This is a genomic window from Pseudomonas morbosilactucae, assembly GCF_023241715.1.
Classification (GTDB): domain Bacteria; phylum Pseudomonadota; class Gammaproteobacteria; order Pseudomonadales; family Pseudomonadaceae; genus Aquipseudomonas; species Aquipseudomonas morbosilactucae.
In genome coordinates, this window is record NZ_JALQCW010000090.1 from 1 (window position 1) to 15,373 (window position 15,373).

The 15,373-nt window shown below is 59.7% G+C and carries 10 protein-coding genes and 1 pseudogene; 6 read left to right on the plus strand and 5 right to left on the minus strand.

The genetic code is table 11. The annotated features are described in order from the left end of the window. The first annotated feature begins 50 nt into the window (after nt 1-50). Nucleotides 51-3,797 carry a type I secretion C-terminal target domain-containing protein gene (locus M1B34_RS29350; RefSeq protein ID WP_482827991.1) on the plus strand — a complete coding sequence of 1,249 codons (3,747 nt, stop codon included), beginning with the start codon at nt 51-53 and terminating at the stop codon, nt 3,795-3,797. A gap of 97 nt (nt 3,798-3,894) precedes the next feature. On the opposite strand, the gene M1B34_RS29355 is transcribed toward M1B34_RS29350, so the two are convergent. Next, nucleotides 3,895-4,338 (minus strand): YbaN family protein, encoded by a 444-nt coding sequence (locus tag M1B34_RS29355; protein WP_425273555.1) that lies wholly within the window; start codon nt 4,336-4,338, stop codon nt 3,895-3,897. Continuing rightward, nucleotides 4,301-4,888: a UPF0149 family protein gene (locus M1B34_RS29360; RefSeq protein WP_123329984.1), complete on the minus strand. Its 588-nt coding sequence runs from the start codon at nt 4,886-4,888 to the stop codon at nt 4,301-4,303. Before M1B34_RS29360 ends, M1B34_RS29355 begins: the two co-directional genes overlap by 38 nt. A 274-nt stretch (nt 4,889-5,162) precedes the next feature. Between M1B34_RS29360 and recQ the strand changes: the two genes are divergently transcribed. Together recQ and M1B34_RS29370 are read left to right on the plus strand one after the other, a co-directional pair. Next, a complete protein-coding gene (recQ, locus tag M1B34_RS29365; RefSeq protein ID WP_123329988.1) occupies nt 5,163-7,289 on the plus strand; it encodes a DNA helicase RecQ in 2,127 nt (708 codons plus the stop codon). A 121-nt stretch (nt 7,290-7,410) separates the two neighbouring features. Then, the gene (locus M1B34_RS29370) at nt 7,411-7,845 is read left to right on the plus strand and encodes a MarR family transcriptional regulator (protein ID WP_123329991.1); all 435 of its coding nucleotides are present in this window, start codon (nt 7,411-7,413) and stop codon (nt 7,843-7,845) included. Nucleotides 7,846-7,956: 111 nt separating this feature from the next. Here the strand turns inward: M1B34_RS29370 and M1B34_RS29375 are convergent. Then, nucleotides 7,957-10,145: pseudogene (locus M1B34_RS29375) on the minus strand (patatin-like phospholipase family protein). A 71-nt stretch (nt 10,146-10,216) separates the two neighbouring features. Between M1B34_RS29375 and M1B34_RS29380 the strand changes: the two are divergent. Then, a complete protein-coding gene (locus M1B34_RS29380) occupies nt 10,217-10,504 on the plus strand; it encodes an Rdx family protein (protein ID WP_123329996.1) in 288 nt (95 codons plus the stop codon). Here M1B34_RS29380 and M1B34_RS29385 read toward each other — a convergent pair. Both M1B34_RS29385 and M1B34_RS29390 read right to left on the minus strand, forming a co-directional pair. After that, nucleotides 10,498-11,391, minus strand: coding sequence for a DMT family transporter (locus tag M1B34_RS29385; protein ID WP_123329998.1), 894 nt, complete (start codon nt 11,389-11,391; stop codon nt 10,498-10,500). The genes M1B34_RS29380 and M1B34_RS29385 overlap by 7 nt on opposite strands. A 117-nt stretch (nt 11,392-11,508) precedes the next feature. Further along, entirely contained in the window at nt 11,509-12,267 is a 759-nt protein-coding gene (locus M1B34_RS29390) for a helix-turn-helix transcriptional regulator (protein WP_268266968.1), read from the minus strand. Nucleotides 12,268-12,731: 464 nt separating this feature from the next. Between M1B34_RS29390 and M1B34_RS29395 the strand changes: the two genes are divergently transcribed. Together M1B34_RS29395 and M1B34_RS29400 are read left to right on the plus strand one after the other, a co-directional pair. Continuing rightward, nucleotides 12,732-14,180 carry a mannose-1-phosphate guanylyltransferase/mannose-6-phosphate isomerase gene (locus M1B34_RS29395; protein WP_268266969.1) on the plus strand — a complete coding sequence of 483 codons (1,449 nt, stop codon included), beginning with the start codon at nt 12,732-12,734 and terminating at the stop codon, nt 14,178-14,180. Further along, the gene (locus M1B34_RS29400; protein ID WP_268266970.1) at nt 14,177-15,343 is read left to right on the plus strand and encodes a nucleotide sugar dehydrogenase; all 1,167 of its coding nucleotides are present in this window, start codon (nt 14,177-14,179) and stop codon (nt 15,341-15,343) included. The genes M1B34_RS29395 and M1B34_RS29400 overlap by 4 nt, the downstream gene beginning before the upstream one ends. The last annotated feature ends 30 nt before the right edge of the window (nt 15,344-15,373 follow it).

Sequence of the window (15,373 nt, forward strand, 5' to 3'; positions counted from 1 at the left end):
TCACCTACGGCACGCTGGTTTTGAATGCCAACGGCACCTACACCTACACGTTGAACACCAATGACGCTGACTTCAAAGCTTGCACGGCAACGGCAATGGCACGAAACCTTCGCTACACCCTGACTGACTCGGACGGCGACAGCAGCACTGCGAACCTGGTGTTGCAGGTGCATAACAACGACGACCCGGTGGTTCTCGACTGCCTGGACATCAAAGGTGGCGAGCTGACGGTCTACGAGAAGAATCTCAGTGACGGCAGTGCGCCTAACACTCCAGCCTTGACTCAGAGCGGCACCTTTACCGTCACCGCGCTGGACGGTCTGCAGACCTTGAGCGTTGGCGGCATCAGCGTGGTCAGCGGCGGCGTGGCGGCGGGCTTCCCGCAAAGTGTGACCACGGCCTTGGGCAATACCTTGACCATTACCGGTTACAACGCCGGCACTGGCGAGGTGAGCTACCGCTATACCCTGACGGACAATGAAAACCATCCCACTGCCCAGGGCGCCAACAGCCTGAGCGAACACTTCAATGTGGTGGCCACCGACAGTGACGGCAGTTCGTCCTCCGGGGTGCTCGATGTGAACATCGTCGATGACCTGCCCACCGCCAAGGCGGACGTCGCCAATACCGTCGAGGGCGGTACGGTTGATGTCAGCGTGCTTGGCAATGATGTGCTCAGCGCCGACGGCGGAGCGGTGGTGGGGGTGCGTGCCGGCAGCAATACTGCAACCTCGGCCATCGGCGGCTTGGGCAACACCATCACTGGTGTCTACGGCACCTTGACCCTGGATGCCGCCGGGCATGCCGTGTACCACAGCAACCCGAACTCGGTGAGCCCACCCGGGGCGACGGATGTCTTCACTTACACCGTTCGTGACGGCGACGGCGATGAAAGCACCACCACCCTGACCATCAATGTCAGTGATTGCGGCCTCAAGGCGGTCACCGATCAAGACGTCAGCGTCTACGAAAAAGCCCTGGACCTGAGCAAGGATGGCCAGGACCTGGCGGCGGGCACCGTGATTGGCAGCGACCCGAGCGCCAGCAGCGAAACCGCCAGCGGCACCCTGGTGGGGTCGGTGACGGGCGGTTCCGGTGGCATCACCTTCAGCCTGGTGGGCAGTGCTACGGGCAGTTACGGGCAGATCCTGCTCAACCCCAACGGCACGTACACCTACACCCTGACGTCAGCGCCGAAAACCTCGCCCATGGCCAACGACGGCGCCAATACCCTGAACGAAAGCTTTACCTACAAAGCCACCGATGCCCTGGGCAACAGCACCACTGGCAGCATTGTGGTGAGCATCGTCGATGACGTGCCCAAGGCGGTGGCCAGTGAGCGTTCGGTGACTGCCGTGGAGGTGGACTCCAACCTGCTGCTGGTGATCGACGTTTCCGGGAGCATGGCCGACGCGTCCGGCGTGCCCGGGTTGTCGCGCCTGGACCTGGCCAAGCAGGCCATCAGCGCGTTGCTCGACAAGTACGACAACATGGGCGACGTCAAAGTCCAGATCGTGACCTTCAGCACCAACGCTACGGACAAGACGCCGGTCTGGGTCGATGTGGCCACGGCCAAGACGATCATTTCGTCGCTGACGGCCGGGGGCAACACCAACTACGACGCCGCCGTGGCTGTGGCGAAAACCGCGTTCGCCACCAGCGGTCAACTGACCGGGGCGCAGAACGTCGGGTACTTCTTCTCCGACGGCAAACCTACGGGAGGGCAAGACATTGGCACCGCAGATGAGGCTGCCTGGAAAACCTTCCTCGACGCCAACGGCATCAAGAACTATGCGATCGGCCTGGGCAGCGGTGTGAGTAATGCCAACCTCGACCCGTTGGCCTATGACGGCAGCACCCACATCAACACTAATGCTGTGGTGGTCACCGACCTGAACCAACTCAATTCGGTGCTGGCTGGCACCGTGCAGGGTTACCCGGTGACGGGCAGCCTGTTGGGCGAGGGGGGCACTTTTGGTGCCGACGGCGGTTTCATCAAGTCGATCGTGGTCGACGGCGGTACCTATACCTACGACCCCAAAGGCAACAGCAACCAGGGTTCGCTGAGCTTCAGCGGTACCACCAACAATGGCACCTTCAATACCGTCAACAACAGCATCAGCATTGCCACCGGCAATGGCGGCACGCTGGTGGTAAACCTCGACACCGGGGATTACAGCTACACCTCGCAAAAAGTCACCGGCAGCGTCATCACCGAGAACTTCAGCTACACGGTGAGCGACAACGACGGTGATCTGGCCAGCTCGACCCTGGTGGTCAAGGTCAACCCCAACGCGGCGCCGGTGGCGATGGATGACCACATCATCACCAATATCCTGTCTGGCACCGTGACCGTACCCGGGGATGTCTTGCTGGCCAACGACAGCGACGCCAATGGCGACCCGCTGACTGCGGCGCCCACCGTATTCAATACCGGGTGGGCGGCCAAGGGCGCGGAATTCACCGCCACCAGCCAGCAGAACATTGGCTTTGCCGGGAACGGCAACAGCCCCGGCAACCAGGCCATCAGCATCGACCGGGCCTCGTTCAATGCCAACGCCGTGGCCATGACCGCGGTGGTGGTGGTCAGCGGCTACCTGGGCAATGTGAGCAATTCCAGCGCCAATGATGAGGACGTGATCAGCGTCAAACTGAAACAAGGCGAGACCTTGAACCTCAATCACGACCTGGCCGGTGGGCGCGTCACCATGGAATACGCGCTGATGGGTGATGCTTACACGGGGATCGCCGATGGTGGCACCTTCACCGCTGCGGTGGCCGGTACCTATCAGATCCATATCACCAACATCACCAATGGCAGTGGTAGCAACACCGGTGGCTCGGAAACCTACCAACTGACCATGACCATCAACTACGCCGGAGCCTCGGACGTCACCCCGGATTACCACGGCACCTACACCGCCAGCGACACCCATGGCGGCAGCGATGCAGCTGCGGTCAGCATCACTTATCAGGACGGGCATACCCTCACCGGGACTTCGGGTGATGATGTGCTGGTGGCTGGCAGTGGCGACAACGTCCTCAATGGCGGTGACGGTAACGATGTGTTGACCGCGGGCTCGGGCAACAACACCTTGAATGGTGGCAATGGCAATGACCTGTTGTTCAGTGGGCCGGGCAACGACCTGCTCGACGGCGGCTCAGGCATCGACACCGCCAGTTATGCTCACGCGACCGCCGCAGTCACGGTCAACCTCGGGCTGTTGGGGGCGCAGAACACCTTGGGCGCGGGCACCGATACCCTGATCAACATCGAGAACCTGGTGGGCTCCAACTACAACGACACCCTGACCGGTGACAACCACGCCAACGTGATCACCGGTGGGTTGGGCAACGATGTGCTCAATGGCGGCGGGGGTGATGACTTGCTGATCGGCGGAATGGGCAACAACACCCTGACGGGCGGTGCCGGTAACGACACCTTCCAGTGGTTGCAGGGCAACAGCGGCCATGACTTGGTCACCGACTTCACCCTCGGTGCCGACAAGCTCGACCTGTCGCAACTGCTGCAAGGTGAAAATGCCACCTCGGCCTCTCTGGATGACTACCTGCACTTCAAGGTGACGGGCAGTGGTGCGTCCTTGGTGACCAGCATCGATGTCAGTGCGGTGGCCGGTGCCGCGCCGACCCAGACCATCGACCTGGCCGGGGTCGACCTCGCCACCCATTACGGGGTGACGCCGGGGGCGGGCGGGGTGATTGCAGGGGGGCCGGACACGGCCACTATCATCAACGGCATGCTCAACGATCACTCGTTGAAGGTGGACACCGTGTGACTCGCCGGGCCCAAGGGCCAATGCTTTAGGCAGTATCGCGGGCAATAGCCCCGAAGGCGTGTTTCCAACGTCTTCGGGGCTTTTTTTGGGTGGGCGATCAGGGTTTGCGCAGGGTTTTCTGCCGCAGGATGTAGACCGTGACCAACACCGCACTGGTCAGCATGAACCCCCGGGCCCAGGGCAGGGGCACCAGGTAACAGGAGAAACCGATGCTGAGCCACATCAGGCCGATGGCATAGACCTTGGCCTTCAGGGGGATGCCGTTGCCGTCGAGGTAGTCGCGGATCCACGGCCCCAGGCGCGGATGCCCCACCAGCCACCCATAGAAGCGCGGCGAACTGCGGGCAAAACAGGCCGCCGCCAGCAGCAGGAACGGGGTGGTGGGCAATACCGGGAGGAAAATACCGATCACCCCCAGCACTACGCTCAGCCAGCCGATGGCCAGCAGAACGTAACGCAGGATCAGGGGGTGATTGCCTATGGGCTTGGCCATAGGCCGTGACTCAGTGGTGGCGCGGCTTGAGAATGGCCGGCTTTTCATCCGGAGCATTGCACAGCAGGTACAAGGCGGTGAGGGCTTCCGGGATTTGCACAATCATGTCGTCCATCAGGTTGGCATCGCTGGCGATGTCAGAGAACTCAGGCTGCTCATCGAACAGGCCGGAACCGACCATGATCGGCAGGAGCATTTCGCTGACTTCTTCTTCGGCGGTTTCGAACCAGGCCGCTTCGCGCAGGAACACCCCCTCCATGAAACCGATGCACCAGCCGCGCAGGTCGGAATCATCCGGGTCGTCGCCCAGGTCCAGCTCGCATGGCAGCTCGAATTCCTCGTCGGACGCCAGTTGGCGGGCGATGTGGGCCTTGAGGGCCAGCAAGGTGGATTCGATGGCTTCGCGCTCGGTGTCACTGCTGTAGTGAGGCTCTTCGGCGAAGAGTGCGTCGATCCATTCGCGATCGGGAACGGTCTCCGAGCAGATCGACAGCGCGGTCAGGTAGCCGTGAGCGGCCACGTAGTCCAGCGCCTCGTCATGCAGTTCATCGGCGTCGAGGAAGACTTGCAGGCGGGTTAGTTGCTCAGCGAAGGACATTGAAGGGCTACCTTGGGGAATAAACGATGCTGAATTCTAGGCCTTCTTGAGCGCTCAGGCCAGCAGCCGGGCAGATTTGAGCGGTTCTAAAGGTTACCGGCGGTCCTTGTCGGCGCCCTCTGCCGGGAAGCGCTCGGGTATACTCGCGCGTTTTGTGATGCCCTGCAGACGATGCGACCGTTCAGGAAAACTCCGCTAACGGATTTGTCCGTGAACCCCGCGGTCTTTTCGGCCAGTCTGCCCCCAGGGATTTCAACGATTTTTGGAGTTTTTCATGCTCGAACAGGCTCAACGCGTCCTCAAGGACATCTTCGGCTACGACAGTTTCCGTGGTCGCCAAGGTGCAATCATTGAGCGCGTGGCCAGCGGTGGCGATGCGCTGGTGTTGATGCCTACCGGCGGCGGCAAATCCCTGTGCTTCCAGGTCCCGGCGCTGTTGCGCGAGGGGCTGGCGGTGGTGGTTTCGCCGTTGATCGCGCTGATGGATGACCAGGTTGCCACCCTGGAGGAGTTGGGCGTCGCCGCAGCGGCCCTGAACTCCACCTTGAGCGCCGAACAGCAGCGTGACCTGGCTGCGCGGATCCGCCGTGGTGAAGTGAAGATGCTCTACCTGGCCCCCGAGCGCCTGGTGCAGCCGCGCATGCTGTCGTTCCTGCAGGGCCTGGATATCGCCCTGTTTGCCATCGACGAGGCCCACTGCGTGTCCCAATGGGGCCACGACTTCCGTCCGGAATACCTGCAACTGGGGCAGTTGGCGGAGATGTTCCCCAACGTGCCACGGATTGCCCTGACGGCCACGGCCGACAAACGGACCCGTGAAGAAATCGTCACCCGCCTGCACTTGCAAGAGGCCGAGCGCTTCCTCTCAAGCTTCGACCGACCGAATATCTTCTATCGCATTGTGCCCAAGGAACAGCCGCGCAAGCAGTTGCTGGCGTTCCTCAACGAGCGGCGCAGCGACGCGGGCATCGTCTATTGCCTGTCGCGCAAGAAGGTCGATGAGGTGGCGGCGTTTCTCTGTGAGCAGGGCTTCCCGGCATTGCCCTATCACGCCGGCCTGCCCAATGAGTTGCGGGCGTATCACCAGAAGCGCTTCCTCAATGAGGAAGGGCTGATCATGGTGGCAACCATCGCCTTCGGCATGGGCATCGACAAACCCAACGTGCGTTTTGTCGCCCACATGGACTTGCCCAAATCCCTGGAAGCCTACTATCAGGAAACCGGTCGCGCCGGCCGTGACGGGTTGCCCGCCGATGCCTGGATGGCCTACGGCCTGCAAGACGTGCTGATGCTCAAGCAGATGCTGCAGAACTCCGAAGGCGATGAGCGGCACAAGCGCCTGGAGCAGCACAAGCTCGATGCCATGCTGGCGTTGTGCGAAGAAACCCGCTGCCGCCGCCAGACCTTGCTGGCCTATTTCGATGAAGACATGCCCCAGCCGTGCGGCCATTGCGACAACTGTGTCGACGGCGTGCAGACCTGGGACGCCACCGAGCCGGCACGCCAGGCGCTGTCGGCGATCTACCGCACTGGCCAGCGCTATGGCGTGGGTCACTTGGTGGAAGTGCTGCTGGGCAAGGACACGGAAAAGGTCCGCAGTTCCGGTCACCAGCACCTGTCGGTGTTTGGCGTCGGCAAGGCGCGCACTGAAGGTGAATGGCGCTCGCTGTTTCGCCAATTGGTGGCACGCGGGCTGGCGGACATCGACCTGGAGGGTTACGGCGGCTTGCGTCTGAGTGATAGCTGCCGGCCGTTGCTCAAGGGTGAAGTGACCCTGGAACTGCGTCGTGACCTGAAGCCGCAGACCACCAGCAAAGGCAGCACCAGCCAGGCCAGCCAATTGGTGCGTGGCGAAGAGCGCGAGCAATGGGAGGCGCTGCGGGCCTTGCGGCGTAAGTTGGCTGAAGAGCATGGGGTGCCGCCCTATGTCATCTTCCCGGACTCCACGCTGCTGGAAATGCTCCGCAGCCAGCCTTCGTCTCTGTCGGAAATGGCCCAGGTCAGCGGTGTGGGGGCGCGCAAGTTGGAGCGCTATGGCGCAGCCTTCCTCGAAGTGCTCGGCGGTCAAGCCGAGGCGCCGAAGGTGGTGGCCGATATCCGTCACGAACTCATTACCCTGGCTCGGGCCGGCATGACCCCGATTCAGATCGCCGGGCAATTGCAGTGCTCGGAAAAGAACGTCTACACCTTGTTGGCCGAATCGATCGGCCAGCAGCAATTATCCTTGGAACAAGCCCTGGATTTGCCGGAAGACCTGTTGGGTGAAATCCAGGACGCGTTCCTCGACGGTGAAGGCGAGCTGCCACCGGTGGCCGAAGTCGCCGAACTGTTCGCAGGCCGTGTGCCGGAAGGGGTGTTGTACTGCGTTCGGGCGGCGTTGCAGTCGGAATTCGAAATTTGAGTGGCTTGCGTTAAAGATGTAACGATTCAGTCTATTGCTGCGCTTGCCTCGGACCAAAGGTCATGCTTAGCTGACTAATAATTAGTTTTTCCTCTATTTTCAGTCTGATCATGAGTTTCCTATGCCGTTGACCGATGAACACCGTTTTGGCATGCAGTTGGCGCACATGTCCCGAGGCTGGCGCGCTGAACTGGACCGCCGCCTGGCCGGGCTTGGCCTGTCTCAGGCGCGCTGGCTGGTGCTGTTGCATCTGGCCCGCTTCGAAGACGCCCCTACCCAGCGTGAACTGGCGCAAAGCGTAGGGGTTGAAGGGCCGACCCTGGCCCGCCTGCTCGACAGTCTGGAAACTCAGGGCCTGGTCCAGCGTCACGCAGTTTTGGAAGACCGTCGGGCGAAAAAGATCGTGCTGTGTGCATCGGCCCGGCCGTTGATCGAGCAGATCGAAACCATTGCCACGGCTTTGCGCCACGAGCTGTTTATCGGTGTCGACGAAGACGACCTGCGGGTTTGCATGCGGGTCCACGACACCATTCTGGCCAACCTGGAAAAGTCCTGAGGCCAAGCCCTCGCCGGAGCGGATCAGCGTCTGGCGCCCCCCTAAAGACCCCGAGGCGGATGACGCACCTTGCATCCTTCGCCTCGGGGTCTTTGCGTTTATGCGGGTTCTCTAGAAGGTCTGACCCAGGTTCAGGTACAGGGCTTTCTGGTTGTCATCGTTCAAGCCATAGCTGAAGTTCAGCGGCCCCAACGGTGTGTCGAAGCCGAGGAACACGCTGGCGGCGTTGATGTAGCCACTGTCGAATTCATTGTCATTGTTCCAGGCCCGGCCCCGTTCCAGGGAACCGCCGATGTACAGCGGGAAATCCAGTGGCAGGTAGGAGCGCGGGGTCAGGCGCCGGTAGTACACCGCTCGCATCAGGCTGATGTTCTGCCCGGACAGTGCGTCCTGACGGAACCCCGACAACTGCCGCGCGCCACCGAGTACGAAGCTTGAGGTCACCACTTCGGCTTCATCCAGGGTGCGCCCGTAGCGGCCGCCGAGAATCACGGTGTCGGGCCCCGAACTCATGGCCTTGTCCAGTTTGAGCTCCCATTGCCGGTAGCCTTTGTCAGAGCCCAGGTTCGGCTCGAACTGGCGGAAGGTCAGGCCAATGTCTTCGCCGGCGTGGGGGAAGTAGACGTTGTCCAGGGAGTCGAAGGAGTACTTGAGCTGGTAGTAACCCTCGCTGAAGCTCTCGCTGGGCAAGTCCTGCTCGCCGATACGCACGTCGGCCTTGCCCCAGGCTTCGCCGACACCCAGGCGGATCTCGCCACTGGTGCCGATCTGCCGCCCCAGGTTAAGGCCGAAACCGTAGCGCTCCAGGCGATATTCGGCGATGGGGTCGTTATCCAGAACGGCCTCGATGTTCTGCGATTCGACGTCGATAAAGGGCGCGATGAAGTAGCGTGAGCCGGCATCCAGAGGCTGGTAGAACTCGCTGTACAGTTCCTGTTGATCCCCTATCTGCACCCGAGTCAGCCACTCGCGCCCAAGCTGTTGATGCCGTTCATGCGGTAGCTGGCGCCAAGATTGAAGGCGCTGTCCCCGCGCATGTCATCGGACAGATTCAGGCCCAGGCGCAGGTAGTCGGTGCCGCTGCGTTTGCCTCGGGCGTTGATCACCAGGGTCTGATCCTGGCCTTTGTGGGTCACGCGGTATTGCACCTGTTCGAAGTAGTCGAGGCCGTACAGGGTGCCCATGTCCCGCTGCAAACGCACCAGGTCCAAGGGTTCGCCTATGGGTTGGCGAATGTAGTAACGGATTACCTCATCGCTGACTTTCGAGTCGTTTTCCACCTTGATGGCGGTGATGACCGGTGTGCGCTGGCTCGGCTGGCGAGCGGCGGCGAGTTCCGCGTCCACACGGGGATTGGGCCGCAGGTGCGCCAGGCGTGCGTCGAGTATTCGGGTCGCGCGGTAGCCGGCGTCGATCATTTCCTGGGCGCGACCGAAGTCGGCGACGCCGAAGCTCGACAGCGGGGGCTGGATCAGCACGTCATCCTTGTGCAGTGTCGCCAACTGCTCTTCGGAGTTGCGCCGGGTCATCAGGGTGATGGACTGGGTCAGTACATCCACCACGGTGTTCAATTGCTTGCGTGAGCGCAGCGGTGTGCCGATATCGACGACGATGGCAATGTCCACGCCCATCTCCCGGGCCACATCCAGGGGGATGTTGTCGGTGATGCCGCCGTCCACCAGCAACCGGCCATCCAGCTCCACCGGTGCGAACACCGCCGGGATCGACATGCTGGCGCGAATCACCCGGGGCAGGTGGCCTTTGCGGAACACCACTTTCTCACCGCTGGCGATATCAGTGGCCACGGCGCGAAAGGGAATGGGTAGTTTGTCGAAGTCGCGGGTATCGCTGACGTGGGCGAATTTGCTTTCCAGCAACAGAGCCAGGTTCTGCCCCTGGATCACTCCCAGAGGCAAGCCCAGGCTGCCGTCGTCCCGAAAGCTGAGTTTTTGTTTCACCAGGAAGTCCCGGTCATCCTGCTTGCGGCGAAAGGGTACGTCTTCCCGGGGTGGGGCGTCGGACAGGGCTTGTTTCCAGTCGATCTCCAGGGCGAGCTTTTCCAACTCGTCGATTTTGTAGCCTGAGGCATACAGCCCGCCGATTACCGCGCCCATGCTGGTGCCGGCGATGGCGTCGAGCTTGATGCCTTGTTCCTCCAGGGCCTTGAGCACGCCGATATGGGCCAGGCCACGGGCCGCGCCGCCGGACAACACCAGGCCGATCTTTGGTCGTGGCGCCTCGGCGGCTTGCAGGGTCAGGGGCACGAGGCAAAGCAGCAGGCAGGTCAACAAACGACGCATCAGGGATCTCGGGGCGAGCGATAAAGCCGGCTATTATAGCGACGCCCTTGCCCCCATGAGCCCGCCGTACCATGACTGAACGTAAACCCGAAGTGGTCATCACCTATTGCACACAGTGCCAGTGGCTGTTGCGTGCCGCTTGGCTGGCCCAGGAGTTGTTGAGCACCTTCAGTGACGACCTCGGCAAGGTCGCCCTTGAGCCTGCGACGGGCGGCACGTTTCGCATCACCTGCGACGGTGTGCAGATATGGGAACGCAAGGCCGATGGCGGCTTTCCCGAAGCCAAGGTGCTCAAGCAGCGAGTGCGTGACCAGATCGACCCCCAGCGTGACCTGGGGCACAACGACCGCACTCAGTGAGCGCTGGCTTCCGCTGCCACGTTGTTTTTCTGTGCGCTGCCCGATAACCGACTCGAGACCACGATCGCCACAATGATCAACGCGCCGCCCAGCAGCATGCGCAGCGTGGGGTTCTCGTCGAACAGCAGCCAGGCCACGGTAATCCCGTAGACCGGTTCCAGGGCGAACACCACCGCCGCCGTGCGCGCCTTGATCACCGCCAGGCTGGCGACGAACAAGCTATGGGCCAGGCCCGTGCAGAAAATCCCCAGGAGGCTGATCCACAGCCAGTCGATGGCGCGCACGGTGCTCAGCTCCGGAGCGGCAAAGGCCAGTAGGCACAGGGCGACCACCAGGTTCTGGCACAGCGCGGCCTGTACAGCGGGAACGCGGGAGGACGTGGCGCGGTTGTTCAGCGACAGCAGGCTGAACAGCAGGCCCGAGGCCACGGCCCACAGCAGACCGCTGGTGGCCTGGCTGGCCAGATCGAAGTCCGGCGTGACCAGGACCAGGCCGACGCTGACCAGGGCCACAAGGACCATTTCGTTGAGGCGAATCCGCTCGCGGAAGATCAGGCCCTCAAGGATGACGGTGAATGCCGGGAAGCTGGCAAAGCCCAGGGTGGCGATGGCCACACCCGCGACTTTCACCGCGATAAAGAAACTCACCCAGTGCCCGGCCAGCAGCAGGCCGCTGAGCAGCAGGCGGCGCAGGTCGCCTGCGTTCATGGCTTGCCAGGACGTGCGGCTGGCCCAGCGGGCGAAGACGCTCAGGGCCAGCACCGCGAAGAGGGCGCGACCAAACACGATCACGGCCGGTGAGGCGGCGGCGAGTTTGCCGAATACGCCTGTAAGGCCGAACATCAGCGCGCCGATATGCAGGGCGCCAAGGGCAGTGCGCGGAGTCATTGCAATCCTTAAATGCAGCGGGGCGAGTGCCCTTTAGGGTGTGTACAGGTAGGCGGACAGTCTACGGGCCCGGCGAGGAGGGCGTCTGTCGCCAGGCTCGCGTGTTTTGTCGACGGCCTAGCGCTTTCCCGCGGCACGGCGCAGGGCGCCCGGGGATGCGCCGAACTCCCGCAGCATGGCGGCGGCAAAGGCACTCTGGGAGCTGTAGCCGACCCGGCTGGCCACTTCGCCAATCGGCCAATCGGACTCGCGCAGCAACGCGGCCGCCTTGTGCAGGCGTCGGCTGCGGATGTAATCCATGGGCGTCTGCCCACATTCGGCCATGAAGCGTGCATGCAGGCGGGCGCTGGACAGGCCGGCGACCCGCGCCAGGTCGGCCACTTGCAGTGGGTAGGCCGCGTACTGGTCGATGTGCTCATTGAGCGCCGCATACGGCAGGCGGCGGCCACCGATACTCGTCGCGGTGTTGCCGTTGAGGCTGGCCAGCAGCAAGACCGCGCCTTGCTGGGCGATCAACGGGTCATGCACCGGGCTTTGTGCCAGCCAACTGACCAATTGGCTTTGCGCGGGCGCCAGGGGCAGGCGGCCGGGGTGGTCGAGCAGGCGACGACTGGCATCGGCGTGATCCCCCAGGGATTGGCCAAGCCATTGGTCACTGGGCACGTCCAGCACCAGGCAATGGCTGCCTTTGGGGCTGCCACAGGCATGATGTGCGCCGCCGGGCACCACCATCAGGCTTTGCTGCACCACTTGGCTGCCCAGGCCGTCCACCTCGAAATCCAGGCGCCCGGACAGGCCGAACACCAGTTGCGCGTGTTCATGGCTGTGGGCGATCAGGTCGTGGCTGTAGTGGCGTAGCGTGAGGATTGCACCCATCCCGTTCTCCTTGGCAGACGGGCAGTTTACACCGGCTGCCGGGGTGTGGGCGCTGTCATGGGACTGCCGTATTTACTGGCGTAGGTTGGGGCAACAACCTGTGTCATTTGCTTAGCCTATTAGATAGCTTGTAATGCGGCAAAGAAGAGCTGCTGCACACCTGGTCTAGAGGATGCGTTGAATCTAGGAGTAGTCAGATCACGAGTCTTGCGACGGCTCGCATATGAACGACCGCTGTCTAGGCCGTGATTGGATCTATCCCGATCTCGGCCTGATCACCTCTGGTCAATAGGTTGAATCTCTCTGATTTTCGACACCGCTCATCGTGATGAGCACGAAGATATCCGGGACATCTAGGGCATTTCGATGCTATATTTTTCCGTTTTTGGCTTGATGGGTTGTCAGGATAAAATTGGTGCTGCCAGCCTTTTGACGAGTGCCCATTACAACAGGTTCAACGCCTTATGAAAGTAGCTGCTCAAATCCAGCCGGTCGTCCTCTGTGGCGGTTCAGGTACGCGTCTATGGCCTCTTTCGCGATCAGGTTTTCCAAAACAGTTTCTCTGCTTAGTGGGCAATAGCAGTCTGTTTCAAGAGTCTGTAAAGCGTCTTCTTGGCGATAGTAAAATCAGTGACGCCATTGGCATGCCTTATATTGTCTGCAACGAAGAGCATCGCTTTTTGGCGCAGGAGCAATTGCGTGAAATAGGTGTTGAGAGTGCCACTTTTCTTCTTGAACCTGTAGGACGGAACACCGCGCCCGCGCTGACACTGGCTGCGTTGGCCGCACGTGATGCGGGTGCAGACCCGATTCTCGTGGTCACACCTGCTGATCAAACCATCGGAGATGATGACGCTTTTCGTCTCGCTATGCAGCAAGCAGTTGGTTCGGCGGCTACGGGGAGTATCGTCATTCTTGGGATTTCTCCCGATAGGCCTGAAACCGGCTATGGCTACATCAAAGTAAAGCCTTGCGCAGCTACTGTGGCAGCTGTTGAGCGCTTTGTTGAGAAGCCGGATATGCCGACTGCCCAAGCCTATCTTAATGAGGGGGGCTACTACTGGAATGCGGGCTTGTTTGTGCTAAAAGCTTCCGTATGGCTGGCTGCTTTGGAGACTTTTCGCCCAGATATTCTTCAGGCTACGACAGCCGCTTGGGCTAAAAAGAATAGTGACGGTGCCTTTGTTCGCCCCGATCGGGCATCGTTTGAAGCAGTGCCCAGTGAATCAGTCGATTACGCAGTTATGGAGAAATGCCCAAGCAGTATTTTTCCTATCGAGATGGTGCCACTGGATGCTGGCTGGAGTGATTTGGGGGCCTGGGATGCGGTTTGGGGTGTATCGCCCAAGGATGAGCAAGGCAACGCTTTTCAGGGGGATGTACTGATTAGTGATAGTCGGAACTCGCTCGTGCACGCTAACAGTCGCCTAGTTGCCTTAGTTGGTGTGAAGGACTTGATAGTGGTCGAAACCCCTGATGCTGTTCTGGTCGCTGACAGAACTCGTAGTCAAGAGGTTAAGTATATAGTGGACAAACTTAACCAAGAGTCTCGCGAAGAACGCAACCTCCATCGCAAGGTTCATCGCCCTTGGGGCTGGTATGACAGCATTGACGAGGGTAGTCGTTTCAAAGTGAAGCGCATAATGGTCAAGCCAGGTGCCAGTTTGAGTCTGCAGAAACACCATCACCGCGCCGAACATTGGATTGTGGTTCAGGGGACCGCCGAAATAACGTGTGGTAGTGAGATCCTGCTGCTTACAGAAAATCAGAGTACTTATATTCCTTTGGGGGAAGTTCACCGTCTTTCTAATCCTGGCACCATTCCGCTGGAAATTATTGAAGTGCAGTCTGGTAGTTATCTGGGAGAAGACGACATCGTGCGTTTCGAAGATGTTTATGGGAGAAGCCATTGAAAATTGCTGTTGCCGGTCTTGGCTACGTGGGGTTGGCCAACGCTGTTCTTCTTGCCCAGCACAACGAAGTAGTGGCAGTTGATCTTGTCCCAGAAAAAGTGGCGTTGTTGAATCGCGGTGAATCACCAATCGATGATGCTGATATTCAAAAAATTCTTGCACTGAAGTCGATTAATTTTGTCGCCACTTTGGATAAAGCTGAGGCCTATAAAGGGGCAGACTTTGTCATCATCGCTACGCCAACAGACTATGATCCCGATAGTAACTATTTCAATACGCAATCCATCGAAAATGTTATTCGTGATGTAATAGCTATCAACCCTAAAGCGGTCATGGTTATAAAGTCCACCGTGCCTGTAGGTTATACAGCCCGTATTGGTCAGGTGTTGAATACAAAAAATCTTATTTTCTCCCCCGAATTTCTACGCGAGGGCAAGGCCCTCTATGACAATTTATACCCCAGTAGAATCATTATAGGAGAGCAATCGGAGCGGGCTAATGTCTTCGCTAGACTCTTGCAGCAAGGTGCCATCAAGCAGGATGTTCCGGTACTTTTTACTAATAGTACCGAAGCTGAGGCCGTTAAGCTATTTGCGAATACCTATCTTGCGATGCGTGTAGCCTTCTTCAATGAGCTAGACACTTATGCAGCTACTCATGATTTGGATACTAGTCAGATCATCGAGGGGGTTTGTTTGGACTCAAGGATTGGTGGGCATTACAACAATCCCAGCTTTGGTTACGGTGGATATTGTTTGCCGAAAGACACCAAGCAATTGCTGGCTAACTATAATCAGGTCCCCCAGTCGCTTATAGGTGCCATTGTTGACGCTAATCGAGCCCGCAAAGATTTTATCAGTGAGGATATTTTGCGGCGTAAACCTAAAACTGTAGGGATCTACCGTTTGGTCATGAAAGCTGGCAGTGATAACTGGCGGGCAAGTAGTGTTCAGGGTGTGATGAAGCGCCTCAAAGCAAAAGGAGTAGAGGTGATTGTTTATGAACCTGCTTTGAGTGAAGAGCGCTTCTTTGGTTCTGAAGTTATCAAGGACCTCTCTAGCTTCAAAAAGCGCAGCGAAATTATTGTCGCTAACCGCCCAAGTGAAGAGGTTAAAGATGTATCCGAAAAAATATATACCCGGGATTTATTTGGGGCGGACTGAGTTTTTAAGTAGGTTCGAAATGATTTTCGC

What these genes read in the sequence shown, in the direction of transcription:
- M1B34_RS29370 (WP_123329991.1), top strand. Translation starts at nt 7,411, where the DNA reads ATGCCGTTGACCGATGAACACCGTTTTGGCATGCAGTTGGCGCACATG.
- M1B34_RS29385 (WP_123329998.1), bottom strand. Translation starts at nt 11,391, where the DNA reads ATGACTCCGCGCACTGCCCTTGGCGCCCTGCATATCGGCGCGCTGATG.
- M1B34_RS29380 (WP_123329996.1), top strand. Translation starts at nt 10,217, where the DNA reads ATGACTGAACGTAAACCCGAAGTGGTCATCACCTATTGCACACAGTGC.
- M1B34_RS29395 (WP_268266969.1), top strand. Translation starts at nt 12,732, where the DNA reads ATGAAAGTAGCTGCTCAAATCCAGCCGGTCGTCCTCTGTGGCGGTTCA.
- recQ (WP_123329988.1), top strand. Translation starts at nt 5,163, where the DNA reads ATGCTCGAACAGGCTCAACGCGTCCTCAAGGACATCTTCGGCTACGAC.
- M1B34_RS29360 (WP_123329984.1), bottom strand. Translation starts at nt 4,888, where the DNA reads ATGTCCTTCGCTGAGCAACTAACCCGCCTGCAAGTCTTCCTCGACGCC.
- M1B34_RS29390 (WP_268266968.1), bottom strand. Translation starts at nt 12,267, where the DNA reads ATGGGTGCAATCCTCACGCTACGCCACTACAGCCACGACCTGATCGCC.
- M1B34_RS29355 (WP_425273555.1), bottom strand. Translation starts at nt 4,338, where the DNA reads ATGAAAAGCCGGCCATTCTCAAGCCGCGCCACCACTGAGTCACGGCCT.